This window comes from Phycisphaeraceae bacterium, from assembly GCA_019636655.1.
Lineage (GTDB): Bacteria > Planctomycetota > Phycisphaerae > Phycisphaerales > UBA1924 > JAHBXB01.
Window position 1 is genome coordinate 75,574 of record JAHBXB010000006.1, and the last position, 13,052, is coordinate 88,625.

Below are 13,052 nucleotides of genomic sequence, written 5' to 3' on the forward strand. Positions count from 1 at the left end.
ACATTAGCGATTTCAGTGGGTGGGAAACACGATCAGGGGACGCATCCGTGACACCGAGTTTGTCGTATCAAGTGGCGTGGCCGTGTTTTGCGGCCAAGGCATCTCCACGAATCGAGTGCCGTTCCTGGTTGACTGCATCGGGCGCAGCCCGAATCGGATGAGCGCGATGACCTCGTCTCCTTCCGATGCGATCCATGAAGCCGATCTGCGCTTGATGCAGCGTGTCGCGAGCAACGATCAATCGGCGGTCGCCGATCTGTACGACCGGTTCGGTTCTTTGGTGTATCGCTTGGCTGTTCAGGCGATGCCGACCCGGGCGGATGCGGAAGACGCGGTACAGGAGATCTTTGTCCGCTTGTGGCGCACGGCGGGTCGGTACGACCCCAAGCGAGCAGCCCTGGTGACCTGGGTCATGCTGATCTCGCGGCGGCATCTGGTGGATCGGTTGCGGAGGGCCAAGGCCCGGCTCAAGCCCTCGGCGCTGGACGAACGCCAGGCCCAGCCGGAAGCGATGACCGATGTGGTCGGAAGGAACATGGACCGGGACGAGCGATTCAACGCCTTGCTGGCGCGAGTCTCGAAGTTGCCGGAACTGCAGAAGACGGTGGTGATCAGGGCATATCTGGGGGGCCAGACCCTCAGGCAGATCGGGGAAGAACTCAACACGCCGATTGGAACGGTTAAATCGGCCCTCAGCCGCGCCCTCGTACGACTTCGAGAGCGCGGGCCTACCGAGGAACTTTCGCCATGACGACGTACGAACTCTTGGAAATGGCAACCCTGGACGCGATGGGCCTGCTCGACGACGAAGAGCGGGAATCGTTCGAACGGGCGTTCTTCGCCGCGGCGCCGGCGGTGCAGGCCCAGATCCGTCGGGAGCAGGCCCGGTTGGCGCGCAACGACGCCATCCTCCCCGCGGGCGAGCCGCCGGCGGGGCTGCGCGCCCGCGTGCTCGCGGCGGTCCGTGATGCCATGCAGGCCGTCTCCGGCCGGACGATTGCCGGTCGCATCTCGCCGGCGATCCTGCCGAGCCGCGGGGTCTCGCCGGTGTGGCGTGCCGCGGCGATCGGGTGTGTGGCCGCGTCGATCGTTTTCGGGCTGACGACCGCCCACATGCGCAGCCAGTTCGACAACATCACCAAGCAGCTGAGCCTGGATCTCGAGACCGCTGCGTGGATCAGGGATTGGGGACCGCGGTTCGAGCAGCGTCTGTTCGATCCAGGCACCCGCTTCGTGTCATTCTCGGGCGAGGCCAGCGGGCGCGCGGTGCTGCTGATGGACAACGCCACGGGCAGCGGGCAGCTCCTGTTCAAGGACCTGCCGGCATCCGAGGGCACCTACTCGCTGGCGATCGTCGACAGCGAGGGGAACCCCGTCGGGACCGCGGTGCTGACGTTCAAGTCCGCGGGGAACAAGTCGTTCCAGCCGATCAAGGGGTTGGACCTCAAGTCGATCCCGGAAGGGTGCTCGCTGGCAATCCTGGCGCCTTCGGAAAAAGCCGCTGGCCGGCAGACCCCGCTCCTCCGGAGCGCGGGAACCTGAGTTGATCACGAATCAAGAATGGAGCGGGCCGGGCGAGCGTCGCCCGGCCCGCTTTCGTTTGATCCCTGCGGGATTCACCGGGTTGATCGGCTAGCGCGCTGCGGGCGGCTGCGGGGCCGGGCGGTGGGGGGCTGTGGGCACACCTTCCCAGGACAGGCCGCCCATGGCCTCGCCGATGCGCTGATCCTCTTCATACTGGGATTTGGAGCGGGATAGCCGGCTCCAGATCATGACCCCCAGCAGACCCGCGGCGAGCATGCCACCGCCCGCGAAGCCGAGGGCATACGTCAGGCGAGGATCTTCAACCGGCTCATGGCCGACTTTGGCCGACTGGGCGATCGTGGTCGCCAATCCGTCGGGACGTCCGGAGCGGGACGCGTTCGCGACCGCCGCCACGGCCGTGACGAAGGTGTCGAGCTCGCGTGCCGTCCGCTCGGTGCCCTTGCCCTTGAGTTCGAGGACAAGCACGCCGTCGCCCTTGGTCTGCAGGGCGAGATCCTGCTTGAGGCGGGCGGCGAGTTCCTGCGGGACGGCCAGGGTGGCCATGCCGCGCTTGCCGTACCGCTCCGCGGCGGTGTTGATCATCTTCGGGTCAACAAGCAACCCCTCGTGGTACTGCTGCCAGCCGGCGAGCTCACCCTCACCCGCCTCGCGGCCCTGGGTGTCGGCCGAGAGAATGGCGGTGGCGATGTACGTTGCGGGGACGATCTGGTTGGTGACCGCCCAGGAGACCATCCCGAGGAGCGCCGCGATGCCGATGCTGTAGAACACGATCGCCGCGGCCCCCACGCCGGCGCGCTTGGCGGCGAGGTGCCGCTCGCGGGCGCGGATTGCCTCGACGGCCTCGGCGAGCTTGACGCGCTGGGCGAGCACCGTGTCGCACTCGGCTCGACGTTTGGCGAGGGCCTCCTTCGCGGTGAGGATCTTGCGGGCCTGAACCTGCAGCAGGGACTTGTACTTGGCCAGCCGGACGCGCCGGAGGGCCACCCACTGCGCATCGGCCGAGAGTGCGGCCGGAACGGATGGTGCAGGCGCGGCATCGTTCCGCGTGACACCACCGGCGGGTTCGGACGCATCGGTCGGCGACTCGGGCTTGGAGGCGAGTTCGGCCTCGAGCATCTTGCCCCACTCGCGGGCCTCGTCGAGTTGCTTGGAGAGGGCCTCGATGGCCATGTCCCGCTTCTGGATGTCCTCGGGCGACACGGCGGACGCCTGCTCCAGTTTCGCCAGCGTGTCAGCGAGCGTGGTCGCCGCCTGCACCGCCTCGTCCTCGAGGGAGATGATGCGGGCCTCGAGCGTGGTGCGGACCTGCGCGGCCTCGGCCAGTCGCGTCGAGAGATCCTCAGTGAGTTGCTTGACCTGCTCGCGGAGGTCGGCGGCCTGGGCCTCCAGCTGCTCGGCCCGAGCGATCGCCGCGTTGGCCCTCCCGGCGCTGGCCTCGGAGTCCTCGCGAGCACGATCAAGGGCGGTGGAGGCAACCTCGGATGCTGAGGTGGCGCCGGAGCGGAGCCCGTCGAGTTCGCGCTCGACGGCCGTGAGACGCTCCGCGGCGCGCTGCGCCCCGGCGATCGCCTCGTCACGCTTGCGGGAAGCCTCCAGGACGCTCTCGGCCGCGAGACGCTCGACCTGGCGCATCCGCTCCTCGCGGGCCTCCAGTTCTTCGGCCTGCTGCTTGAGTTCCAGGGAGCGTCGCTCGGCCTGCTGCGATGACTCGGCGCGGAGCTCCTCGGCCTGGCGCCGGAGCGATTCGGCCTGCCGGCGCTGCGCGGCCACATGCTCCCGCTCCCGGTCCGCGTCGGCTTGTCTCGCATCCATGGCCGCGCGGGCCTTGTCGAGTTCAGCGTTGCGGGCCTCGGCCTGCTTGAGCATCTCCTGCGACTCGTTCCGGGCGGCCTCGGCCTCCAGCCGCTTGGCCTCGATGCGGGCCTGCACCTGGTCCAGCTCCGCCGCGCGGGCCTGGAGTTCGGCATGAGTCGACGCCATCGATGCGGAGCGGGCGTCGAGCTCGGCGCGCTGCGCCTCGATCGCCGCGGTCATCTGCGAGAGTTGCGCGTCGCGGGACTGGATTGAGGCCTCCAGGTCGGCAACCTGCTTCTCCTTGGCCTCGACGGCGGCACGCCGGGAATCGAGATCCCGCTTCTGCGATTCGATCTCCTTCGCCTCCGCGGCCAACTGTTCCTGCTGCAACTTGAGCGATGCGGCGCGGCCGTCGACCTCCTGGCGCTCCGCCGCCAGGGCGGCGGCCCGCTTGTCGATCTCGCCGTTCTTCAGGTCCACGCGGTTGGCCCGCGCGTCCAGTTCCTTGCGATCGTTCTCGATCAGCCTCAACTGGTCGGCGACGCCGCGCTGCTGCTGATCGATCTCCTGCGCCCTGGCCTCGAGCTCCGCGGCGCGGGCCTCGATCTGTTTGCGCTCGGCGGCGACGCGACGGTCGCGCTCCTGCAGTTCCTTGGTCTTCTCCGCCAAGCCGGCGCGACCGAGTTCGAGCTCTTCCGACCGGGCAGCGAGCTTGGACTCGGCGCTCTCGATCGCCTCGCGTCGACGGTCCAGGTCCCGCTCGAGACGCTGGGTCTCCTCGCGTGCCCAGCGGAGCCCGCCGAGTTGCTGCTCCATCTCGCCGATCGTCCGCAGGATCGCATCCGAATCGGCGGAGAATGTGGGGCTGGGATGAGTGCCGGGCTTGGCGCGGTCCGCATTCGTCTTGGCCGGGTCGGTCGACATGCACGCTCCGTCGATTCGAATGTCCGAGAATGTCGCCGCTCGGCCGCGGCGCACGTGCCGCCGGTGAGGGATCGGCACCCGGGTCTATCGGCGCGTGGCACGGGGCGCTGAAAGCCCCGAACCGGAACTTCGCACGACGGCCCCCGACGGAGCCGTCACGAACGGGCGAGTCGGCGCGATGGGGCGGGCTCCGCTAGGCTTTGGCACCATGGCCTCATTCCTGTTCAAGACCGAACCGGGCGAATACTCGTTCTCGGACCTCGTGCACGAAGGCACGACGATGTGGAGCGGCGTGACGAACAACGCCGCGCTCGGGCACCTCAGGAGTGTCCGCAAGGGCGACCGCGTCTTCGTGTACCACACCGGGGACGAACGGGCCGTGGTCGGTCTGGCAAAAGCAGTGAGCGGCCCCTACGAGGACCCGGCGAACCCGGGCACGAACGCCGCGGGTGCGCCCAAGTTCGCGGTCGTGGACCTCAAGCCGGTGAAGGCCGCACGTTCGCCCGTCACGCTGGATCAGGTCAAGGCGGACAAGCGGTTTGCGGTGCCCGGGTTCGACCTCGTCCGCCTGCCGCGGCTGAGCGTGATGCCGGTCCCCGAGTCGGTCGCGGACCTGATCAGCACACTCGCAGGGCTTTGAGGAGGACACCCGTCGATGCCGAGCGTGATTCATGTGGGAGCGGTAGTCGCCGCGGCGCTTCTCGCCGTTGCAGCGTGCGCGATGCAGGCCGGCGGTCCACGGACCCCGAGCGGGGCGGGCGGCGGGTCGCCACGCATCAGGTACACCGTCTCGCTCCCCGATCCCCAGACGCAGATGATCGATGTGCGCATGACGATCGAGGGGGTCGATGCGCCGGCGCTGGACCTCGCGCTCCCGGTGTGGCGGCCGGGTAAATACCTGGTGCTGGATCCCGCCGGTGGTATCCGCGGCATGAGCGCCACCGGGGCTGATGGACGATCGCTGCCGGTCGAGAAAACGGACAAGGCGACGTGGCGGATCACGACCGAGGGGAGCCATGCCGTCATCGCGTCCTACCGGGTCTACGCCAATGCGCTCGGGGACCGCACCCGGCACGTGGACGACACCCACGCGTTCATCTCCCCCTCAACCGTGCTGATGTACGTGCCGGATCGGCGTGGCGAGCCCGTCGCCGTGCGGATCGAGGCGCCGGGCGGCTGGCAGGTCGCGACGGGTCTCGACGCGGTCCCCGGGATGCCGCACGAGTACGCCGCGCCCGATTACGACACGCTGGTGGACTCGCCGCTGGAGATCGGGCGGTTCCAGCGGATCGACTTTGAGGTCGATTCGGTGCCGCACGAGATCGTGGTCTGGACCGGACGAGGCGGGGGCGATGGGGCCTCCGTGCGGGATCCGGAGCGATTGGCGCGGGACTTCGCCGCGATCGTGCGTGCGCAGCGAGACATCTTCGGGGACCTGCCCTACGCGCGCTACGTGTACATCATCCACCTGACGGCCGGGGCCTCCGGCGGCACGGAGCACCTCAACTCGTTCGTGGCGCAGGGACCCCGGAACGCGCTCGACGATCCGAAGGCCTACGACAAGTTCCTGGGCCTGATCTCGCACGAGATGTTCCACACCTGGAACGTCAAGCGGCTGCGCCCCGCGGACCTGACACCCTACGACTACGCCCACGAGAACTACACGAAACTGCTCTGGGTCGCGGAGGGGACCACCTCCTACTACGACGACCTCTGCCTCGTCCGGGCCGGGATCATCAAGCCGGACGACTACCTGGCCTTGCTGCAACGGGCCATCGCGGCGGAGGCCGACCGCCCCGGGGCCGCGGAGCAGTCGCTGGAGGAGTCGTCGTTCGACGCCTGGATCAAGTTCAACCGCCCCGACCCGGACGCGGTGAACTCGACGGTATCGTTCTACGGCAAGGGGGCGCTGGCGTCGCTGTACCTGGACCTGCTGGTGCGGGAGCGCACGGACGGCAGGGTTTCGCTCGACGACGTGATGCGGGACCTGTACCGCCGGCATCCGCTCGGGTCCGCCGGGTACACCACGGCCGATGTGCTGGCGGCGCTCAACGAACTCACCGGGTCCGACATGGCGCCCGTGCTGCGGGACCACATCGCCGGGAGACAGCCGATGGACTTCGCCGCGCACACCGGCGTGGTCGGGCTTGAGCTCGTGTTCGAGCCGGAGAAAAAGGACGGTGAGCCGCTTCCGCCCGCCGCCTACCTCGGCCTGAACCTCGCGGAGAAGTCGGGGCGGACGGTGGTCCAGTCGATCCCGAGCGACGGGCCCGCGTACGCGGCGGGGGTGAACGCGGACGATGAGATCGTCGCCCTCAACGGCGTGCGGCTCGGCGCCAACGACCTCGCCGGACGGCTCAAGCCGCTCAGACCCGGCGAGGTGGTCCGGCTGACGGTGCTGCGGCGCGACGCGTTGAAGGAGATCCCGGTCACGCTCGCGTCAAAGCCCGCGGGGTCATGGAAACTCAGGCGGGTGGAGCACCCGAGCGATCAGCAGCGTGCCCAGTATTCCTCGTGGCTCGGCCAGGGGTGGCCGGGACCCGCGGCCGAGGCCAAGGCGGATTCCAACTGACGCGGGCGCCACGGGCTGATCAGTACGCCTTGACGACGCGGGCGCCCGGGTAGAACGCGTGCAACATGTCCTGCCAGTCGGTGCCGCGCTTCGACATCGCGTTGGTGCAGTACTGGCACATGCCGACGCCGTGCCCGAACCCGCGTCCGGAGAAGACGACCGTCGATCCCTCGACGACGACCTCGAAGTCGCTGGAGTTGACGCGAGTCGCGCGGGTGATCGGGGGGAGGCCGGCCGACACGCCGGCGATCGGCGGCTCCTCCGTGTTGCAGGCCAGCCGCAGTTCCTCGCCCTTGAGGATGTACGACTTGCCGCCGGGCTCGATGATCTTGTACTCCGCCGGACGCCCCGTGGCGTTCGTTCGGACCACCTCGATCTTCGCCAGGTCCCGGATCTGCCGGATCAGGTAGTTGTTGCGTTCGCCGAAGACGGCGAAGCGGCGGACCAGTTCGTCCTTCGGTCGTTCGACCGTCCACGTGTACAGCGGCGAGGCCTGGCAATAGTGGGCCCGCTCGTACGCCTGCAGCGGCGGAACGAGGTTGAACTCGAAGCCCTTCGACGTAGGCCACGTGTCCCTGGCCGCGGCGGTCCGCCCGCCGCACGTGCTGGAGTAGTACGCCCGGAGCACCGCCCCGTCCGTAGTCAGGATGATGCCGCGGGTCTGCGCCACCGCGTCGATCGCGTTCGGCAGCGTGGTCGCGCCCGCGTACGCCTGGTCCCGGGTGGAGGCCTCGACGTCGAACGCCCGCCCCGTCGCGGCGGATCGGTTCCGCTCGTGGATGGCGTAGCTGCGGGCGCACACCGCCTGGACCATGCACGCCGCGAGGTTCCAGTCCTTCGGCAGCTCCTTGGCCAGGACCCCGGGGAGGTACTCCTCCATCGGGATGTACTCGATCACGTCGAAACTCGAGGGAAGCGTCACGGGCGCCGGTTGCGACACATCGGCCGTCGGCCGGCGGGCGGCCGCGGGCGCGAGCCGGAAACGCCCTGCGAACCGCTGGCCGTTCACGGCCGTGGATGCGGGCTTGTTGTCCCGCATCACTCCCTCGACCTCCAACTCGCGGGCCTGCGCCCCGCGGGCGGGCAGTCGCCTCTCCTGGCCGGCATTGTCGCGGACGACCCAGGAGTCCGCGGCGAGCACAACCTCGACCGGGGGCGTGAAGTAGGCGCCCCGCGTGCGTTCCGCAGCGCCGGCGGACCCGCTGCCGATGACCGGGCCAAGCCAAATGGAATCAACCCCGGAGAACGTCGCCCGTGGCGCGGACTCGAGGATGCGGATGCGCATCTCGGGTTCACCCTTGATCCCCGCGACGGCGAAGACATTCCCGACAGCGTCCGGCGCGGCGGGCGTCGGACGGGTGACGGGATCGGCAATCCGAGTGGACCGGTAGGACGATCGACTGGCGTCGCACGAGGTCAGCGTGATCCCAAGCATCAGCGACGACGCACCGAGGATGACCGAACCGACCGCGATCACTGTGTTGGGCCTGCGCTCCAGCGACATAAGCAGCGTCCTTGCAAAGTCCATGGGGAAGCCTGTGTTGATCGGCCGGTGCCCTCGCCCGGGAGCAGGATTGGCGCTAGGACCTGTGCCCGCGGAGCGGCGACGGGTTGGACTCGGGCGCGATCTCGTCCGGGACCCCGATGTCTTCGTTCCACAGCCCGGGGTTGTCCCGGATCGCTGCCTGCATCAGATCAATGCATCGCTGATCGTTCATCAGGACAATCTCGACCCGCTCGTGCCTCAACCAGTCCTCCCGGCCGAGGAACGTCGTGTGCTCCCCGATGACAAGCCTCGGGATCCGGTAGAGCACCGCGGTGCCCGAGCACATGGCGCACGGGCTGAGGGTGGTCGCCAGGGTGAGTTCGTGCCAGTCGCGCCGGCGGCCGGCGTTGCGGATGCAGACAGTTTCCGCGTGGGCAGTCGGGTCGCCGGTCTGGACGCGCTGATTGTGGCCCAGCGCCACGATTGTCCCCCGGGGATCCATCAGGGCCGATCCTATGGGCAACCCGCCTTCCCGCAAGGATTTGCGCGCCTGCTCTAGGGCGGCCTCAAACACCATCGAATCGAGGGTGGCACGGTCCATGGTCATCGTCGGTCCTCTCATGGCAGGGGGTTCGCGGGATGGAGTTGCAACACAGGGTAGTTTCAGTACAATCCGTTCGAATGCCGAACATCGATCCAAGCACGTTTGATCTTCTCACCCTCACCCTGGTGCCCGGCCTCGGCCCTGTACTCATTGGGCGAGCCGTCGAGGCGCTCGGCTCCCCGGCGGCCGCCGTCGCGGCCTCGGAGACCACCCTGCGGGGGATCAAGGGACTCGGAGCGGATCGCGCTCGAAAGGCCGCATCGGGTCTGCGCGAGGCGTCGCGACTCGCGGAGCGGGAGTGCGCCGAAGCGGAGCGGCTTGGTGCTCGCATCATCGGCTGGGATGAACCGGCGTACCCATCTCTGCTTCGCACGATTCCCGGCGCCCCGCCGGTGCTCTACGTGCTGGGGCGGGCCGAAGCCTTGTCATCCGATGGCTACCCGGTGGCGATCGTCGGCTCCCGCTCATGCACTCCCTACGGCATCGAGCAGTCGGAGCGGTTCGCGATGCACTTGGCGCAGGCCGGCCTCACGGTCGTGTCCGGAGGGGCCCGAGGCATCGACACCGCCGCGCACCGCGGGGCTATGCGGGCGGGGGCGGGCTCGTCCGGCGGGGTGACGGTCGCGGTCCTCGGCTGCGGCCTCACTCATCGCTACCCGCCCGACAACGTCCAGTTGTTCGATTCGATGATCTCCTCCGGCGGGGCGCTGGTGTCGGAGCTTCCCCTGTCGACTCCGCCCACTGCGGAGAACTTCCCCGCGCGCAACCGGATCATCTCGGGCCTCTCGCTCGGCGTCATCGTGATCGAGGCGGGGCGCAAGTCAGGGGCGTTGATCACGGCCCGCGACGCCGCGGAGTCCCACGGCCGCGAGGTCTTCGCCGTGCCCGGCCGGGTAGATTCTGCCGCGAGCGAGGGGACGCTTTCGCTTCTGAAGTCCGGAGGAGCCGCCTTGGTAACCCACCCGGCCGATGTCGTCGAGGCTCTCGAGGGGCCGGCGCGGCACCAGTTCCTGGGGACGCACGCGGCGAGGTTCCAACTGGCCCCGTGCGATGGGGAGGGCGTCGGCGAAGACTTGCCTGCCGCGACCCACGCCGAATCGAGCGGCGGACCGTGGAATGGAGTCGGACTCAGCGACTCTCAGCGGGTGATCGTCGAGGCGCTCGCCGACGCGATGACGGTCGATGAACTGTCGCGGGCTACGGGGATGGACGTCGGTGCGCTCCGGGGGGAGGTCACGATGCTGGAGATCCAGCGGCGGGTCAGGCGAGTGGGCACTCGCATCGCCAGGGTGTGACCCCGCACGACCGCGAGCGCCGTGCCATAATGGCCTGCATGGCACACGCGGCGAGCGCAGGCACGGCACGACGAACGGACTACCGCAACGACGAGGCGTTCGCCCGGTCGATGGACCGGGCCGATCCGCTCGCGCCCTGGCGCCGGGAGTTCGAGTTTCCATCCCGCCTGGCGACTGGCAAGGGGGCAAGCCGGCGAGACTGCGTCTACCTGGTCGGCAACTCGCTGGGCCTGATGCCGCGATCGGCGCGGGCGGCCGTTGAGCAGGAGCTGGACGACTGGGCCAGCCTGGGGGTCGAGGCGCACCTGAAGGGCCGCCAGCCGTGGTTCTCGTACCACGAGGTCTTCCGCGAGATGGGTGCCCGCTTGGTCGGGGCCAAGCCCGGCGAGGCGGTGATGATGAACTCCCTCACGGCCAACCTGCACCTGATGATGGTGTCGTTCTACCGGCCCACGAGTTTCCGCTACAAGATCGTCGTTGAGGACTCCCTCTTCCCGTCGGACAGCTACGCGGTCGCCAGCCAGGCCGCGTTCCACGGGTTCGACCCGGACCAGGCGGTCGTCCGGCTCAAGCCCCGGCAGGGCGAACAGACCCTGCGCACCGAGGACATCGTCGACTACCTCCGCGACGAGGGCGAGACCGTGGCCCTGGTCATGCTGGGCGCGGTGAACTACCTGACCGGGCAGTGGTTCGAGATGGAGAAGATCACCGCAGCGGGCAAGGAACAGGGCTGCATGGTCGGCTGGGACCTCGCCCATGCCGCGGGCAACGTGCCGATGCGGCTGCACGACTGGGGCGTCGATTTCGCCGCGTGGTGCTCGTACAAGTACCTCAACTCCGGTCCCGGCGCAGTCGCCGGCTGCTTCGTCCACCAGCGACACGCCAAGGACTCCTCCCTGCCGCGGTTCGCCGGCTGGTGGGGGAACGATCCGAAGACTCGCTTCCGCATGGAGCCCGGGTTTGTTGCCAGGCCCGGGGCGGACGGCTGGCAGCTCAGCAACCCGCCGATCCTGGCGATGGCCCCGCTCAAAGCCTCCCTCGAGATCTTCGACCAGGTCGGGATGGCGGCGCTGCGGAAGAAGTCGCTCGCCCTGACCGGGTACCTTGAGTGGATCGTGGACACCGTCGCGGGACAGGCTGTTGAAATCGTGACGCCGCGGGATCCGCGGCAGCGGGGGGCCCACCTCTCCCTCGCGGTGCGCGCCGGGGACGGCGGGGCTCGGGCGAAGAAGAACCCGAGCCGCTCGCTCTTCGACCGCCTGACCCAAGCCGGGGTGGTGTGCGATTTCCGCGAGCCGAACGTGATCCGCGCCGCGCCGGCGCCGCTGTACTGTTCGTTCCACGACGTGTGGCGCTTCGGCAAGGCGCTCGAATCCGCCCTGACGTGAGCGACTCCCAGGAGCCCCGATGGCCATCGGAGACGGCAAGAAGGTCGTGATCGTCGGGGCCGGGCTCGCCGGTTCGCTCATGGCGTGCTACCTCGCGGACCTGGGCTACGAGATCCACGTCTACGAGCGCCGCCCGGACCCGCGCAAGAAGGGGTACGTCGGCGGACGATCGATCAACCTCGCCCTCTCGGCGCGGGGCATCAAGGGCCTCGCCGGCGCTGGGCTCGACAAAAAAGTCCTTGCCGAGGCCATCCCGATGCGCGGCCGGATGGTGCACCCCGTCTCGGGCCCCCTCGCTTTCCAGGCCTACAGCAAGAATCGCTCCGACGCGATCAACTCGATCTCCCGCGGCGGACTCAACCTCCTCCTGATCGAGGCCGCGGCGAAACGCCCCGGCGTGAAGTTCTACTTTGACCAGCGGTGCCTCGACGTCGGCCTCGACGCACCGAGCGTGACCTTCAAGGACCAGCGGCCGGCCGAGGAAGGCGGCGCCGGGCTCACCGGCAGGGTCGAGGCCGACCTGGTCATCGGGGCCGACGGCGCCTTCTCCGCGGTCCGCGCCCGGATGCAGATCCAGGACCGCTTCGAGTACAGCCAGTCATACCTCGGTCACGGGTACAAGGAACTCCACATCCCCGCCCGCCGGGGGCGCTCCGGGCCCGAGTTCGCGATGGAGCCCAACGCGCTGCACATCTGGCCGCGGGGCGGCTCGATGATGATCGCGCTGCCGAACCCGGACAAGAGCTTCACCTGCACGCTCTTCTGGCCCTTCGAAGGGCCTCACGGGTTCGGTAACCTCAAGACGCCCGAGCAGGTCGAGCGGTTCTTCAAGGGGAACTACCCCGACTTCCCCGCCCTCAGCCCCTCCTTCGTGCAGGACTATCTGACCAACCCGGTCAGTTCGCTGGTCACAGTGCGGTGCGCACCTTGGTGGACGCCGGGCTCCAAGCCGCGGCAGATCACGGGCGGTGTCGGCGGGACCGTCCTGATCGGCGATGCCGCCCACGCGATCGTCCCGTTCTTCGGGCAGGGAATGAACTGCGCGTTCGAGGACTGCACCGCGCTCGCCGAGTGCCTCAAGCGGTTCGGCGGCGACCTGACCAGGGCCCTGCCGCAGTACGGCGAGGATCGGACCGACAACGCCGAGGCGATCGCCGACATGGCGATCACCAACTTCATCGAGATGCGGGACAAGGTTGCGTCACGGGCATTCCGGGCAAAGAAGAAGCTCGAGCACGCCCTCCATGCGATTCTTCCCGGTCACTTCGTGCCGCTCTACAACATGGTGAGCTTCTCGACCATCCCTTACGCCGAGGCGCGCCGGCGGGCGCAGCGGCAATCCCAGGTGATCCAGGCCGTGGCCATCTGGGCTGGCGTTGTCGTCGGTGGGCTTGCGCTGGGCATGCTCATCGGACGCCTGCGCGCCGGCGGGTGAGGATGCCGT

General features: G+C 68.8%; 10 protein-coding genes. 7 read left to right on the forward strand and 3 right to left on the reverse strand.

What is annotated here, in order from left to right:
- Positions 1 to 166 precede the first annotated feature (166 nt).
- Positions 167 to 751: a sigma-70 family RNA polymerase sigma factor gene (locus KF745_14355; GenBank protein MBX3359597.1), complete on the forward strand. Its 585-nt coding sequence runs from the start codon at positions 167 to 169 to the stop codon at positions 749 to 751.
- The gene (locus tag KF745_14360; protein MBX3359598.1) at positions 748 to 1,542 is read left to right on the forward strand and encodes a hypothetical protein; all 795 of its coding nucleotides are present in this window, start codon (positions 748 to 750) and stop codon (positions 1,540 to 1,542) included. The genes KF745_14355 and KF745_14360 overlap by 4 nt, the downstream gene beginning before the upstream one ends.
- A gap of 90 nt (positions 1,543 to 1,632) precedes the next feature.
- Here the strand turns inward: KF745_14360 and KF745_14365 are convergent, their stop codons facing one another.
- Entirely contained in the window at positions 1,633 to 4,263 is a 2,631-nt protein-coding gene (locus KF745_14365) for a hypothetical protein (GenBank protein ID MBX3359599.1), read from the reverse strand.
- Positions 4,264 to 4,471: 208 nt separating this feature from the next.
- Between KF745_14365 and KF745_14370 the strand changes: the two genes are divergently transcribed.
- Both KF745_14370 and KF745_14375 read left to right on the forward strand, forming a co-directional pair.
- Positions 4,472 to 4,903 (forward strand): EVE domain-containing protein, encoded by a 432-nt coding sequence (locus KF745_14370; GenBank protein MBX3359600.1) that lies wholly within the window; start codon positions 4,472 to 4,474, stop codon positions 4,901 to 4,903.
- Between the two features lie 15 nt (positions 4,904 to 4,918).
- Positions 4,919 to 6,835 carry a M61 family metallopeptidase gene (locus KF745_14375; protein MBX3359601.1) on the forward strand — a complete coding sequence of 639 codons (1,917 nt, stop codon included), beginning with the start codon at positions 4,919 to 4,921 and terminating at the stop codon, positions 6,833 to 6,835.
- 19 nt (positions 6,836 to 6,854) lie between these two features.
- Here KF745_14375 and KF745_14380 read toward each other — a convergent pair whose 3' ends face one another.
- Positions 6,855 to 8,363: a SpoIID/LytB domain-containing protein gene (locus KF745_14380; GenBank protein MBX3359602.1), complete on the reverse strand. Its 1,509-nt coding sequence runs from the start codon at positions 8,361 to 8,363 to the stop codon at positions 6,855 to 6,857.
- A 52-nt stretch (positions 8,364 to 8,415) separates the two neighbouring features.
- The gene (locus KF745_14385) at positions 8,416 to 8,943 is read right to left on the reverse strand and encodes a nucleoside deaminase (protein MBX3359603.1); all 528 of its coding nucleotides are present in this window, start codon (positions 8,941 to 8,943) and stop codon (positions 8,416 to 8,418) included.
- A 59-nt stretch (positions 8,944 to 9,002) separates the two neighbouring features.
- On the opposite strand from KF745_14385, the gene dprA reads away from it, so the two are divergent.
- From dprA to KF745_14400, 3 genes are read left to right on the forward strand one after another with little or no spacing between them, the layout of a single operon-like run.
- Positions 9,003 to 10,220 carry a DNA-processing protein DprA gene (gene dprA, locus KF745_14390; GenBank protein ID MBX3359604.1) on the forward strand — a complete coding sequence of 406 codons (1,218 nt, stop codon included), beginning with the start codon at positions 9,003 to 9,005 and terminating at the stop codon, positions 10,218 to 10,220.
- 38 nt (positions 10,221 to 10,258) lie between these two features.
- On the forward strand, positions 10,259 to 11,608 hold the full coding sequence (kynU, locus tag KF745_14395; protein ID MBX3359605.1) for a kynureninase: 1,350 nt from the start codon (positions 10,259 to 10,261) through the stop codon (positions 11,606 to 11,608).
- A gap of 19 nt (positions 11,609 to 11,627) precedes the next feature.
- A complete protein-coding gene (locus KF745_14400; protein ID MBX3359606.1) occupies positions 11,628 to 13,043 on the forward strand; it encodes an FAD-dependent monooxygenase in 1,416 nt (471 codons plus the stop codon).
- Positions 13,044 to 13,052: the final 9 nt, after the last annotated feature.

Excerpts from the sequence above, each read along its gene's own strand:
- KF745_14355 (MBX3359597.1), top strand. The coding sequence starts at position 167 with ATGACCTCGTCTCCTTCCGATGCGATCCATGAAGCCGATCTGCGCTTG.
- KF745_14360 (MBX3359598.1), top strand. The coding sequence starts at position 748 with ATGACGACGTACGAACTCTTGGAAATGGCAACCCTGGACGCGATGGGC.
- KF745_14365 (MBX3359599.1), bottom strand. The coding sequence starts at position 4,263 with ATGTCGACCGACCCGGCCAAGACGAATGCGGACCGCGCCAAGCCCGGC.
- KF745_14370 (MBX3359600.1), top strand. The coding sequence starts at position 4,472 with ATGGCCTCATTCCTGTTCAAGACCGAACCGGGCGAATACTCGTTCTCG.
- KF745_14375 (MBX3359601.1), top strand. The coding sequence starts at position 4,919 with ATGCCGAGCGTGATTCATGTGGGAGCGGTAGTCGCCGCGGCGCTTCTC.
- KF745_14380 (MBX3359602.1), bottom strand. The coding sequence starts at position 8,363 with ATGGACTTTGCAAGGACGCTGCTTATGTCGCTGGAGCGCAGGCCCAAC.
- KF745_14385 (MBX3359603.1), bottom strand. The coding sequence starts at position 8,943 with ATGAGAGGACCGACGATGACCATGGACCGTGCCACCCTCGATTCGATG.
- dprA (MBX3359604.1), top strand. The coding sequence starts at position 9,003 with ATGCCGAACATCGATCCAAGCACGTTTGATCTTCTCACCCTCACCCTG.
- kynU (MBX3359605.1), top strand. The coding sequence starts at position 10,259 with ATGGCACACGCGGCGAGCGCAGGCACGGCACGACGAACGGACTACCGC.
- KF745_14400 (MBX3359606.1), top strand. The coding sequence starts at position 11,628 with ATGGCCATCGGAGACGGCAAGAAGGTCGTGATCGTCGGGGCCGGGCTC.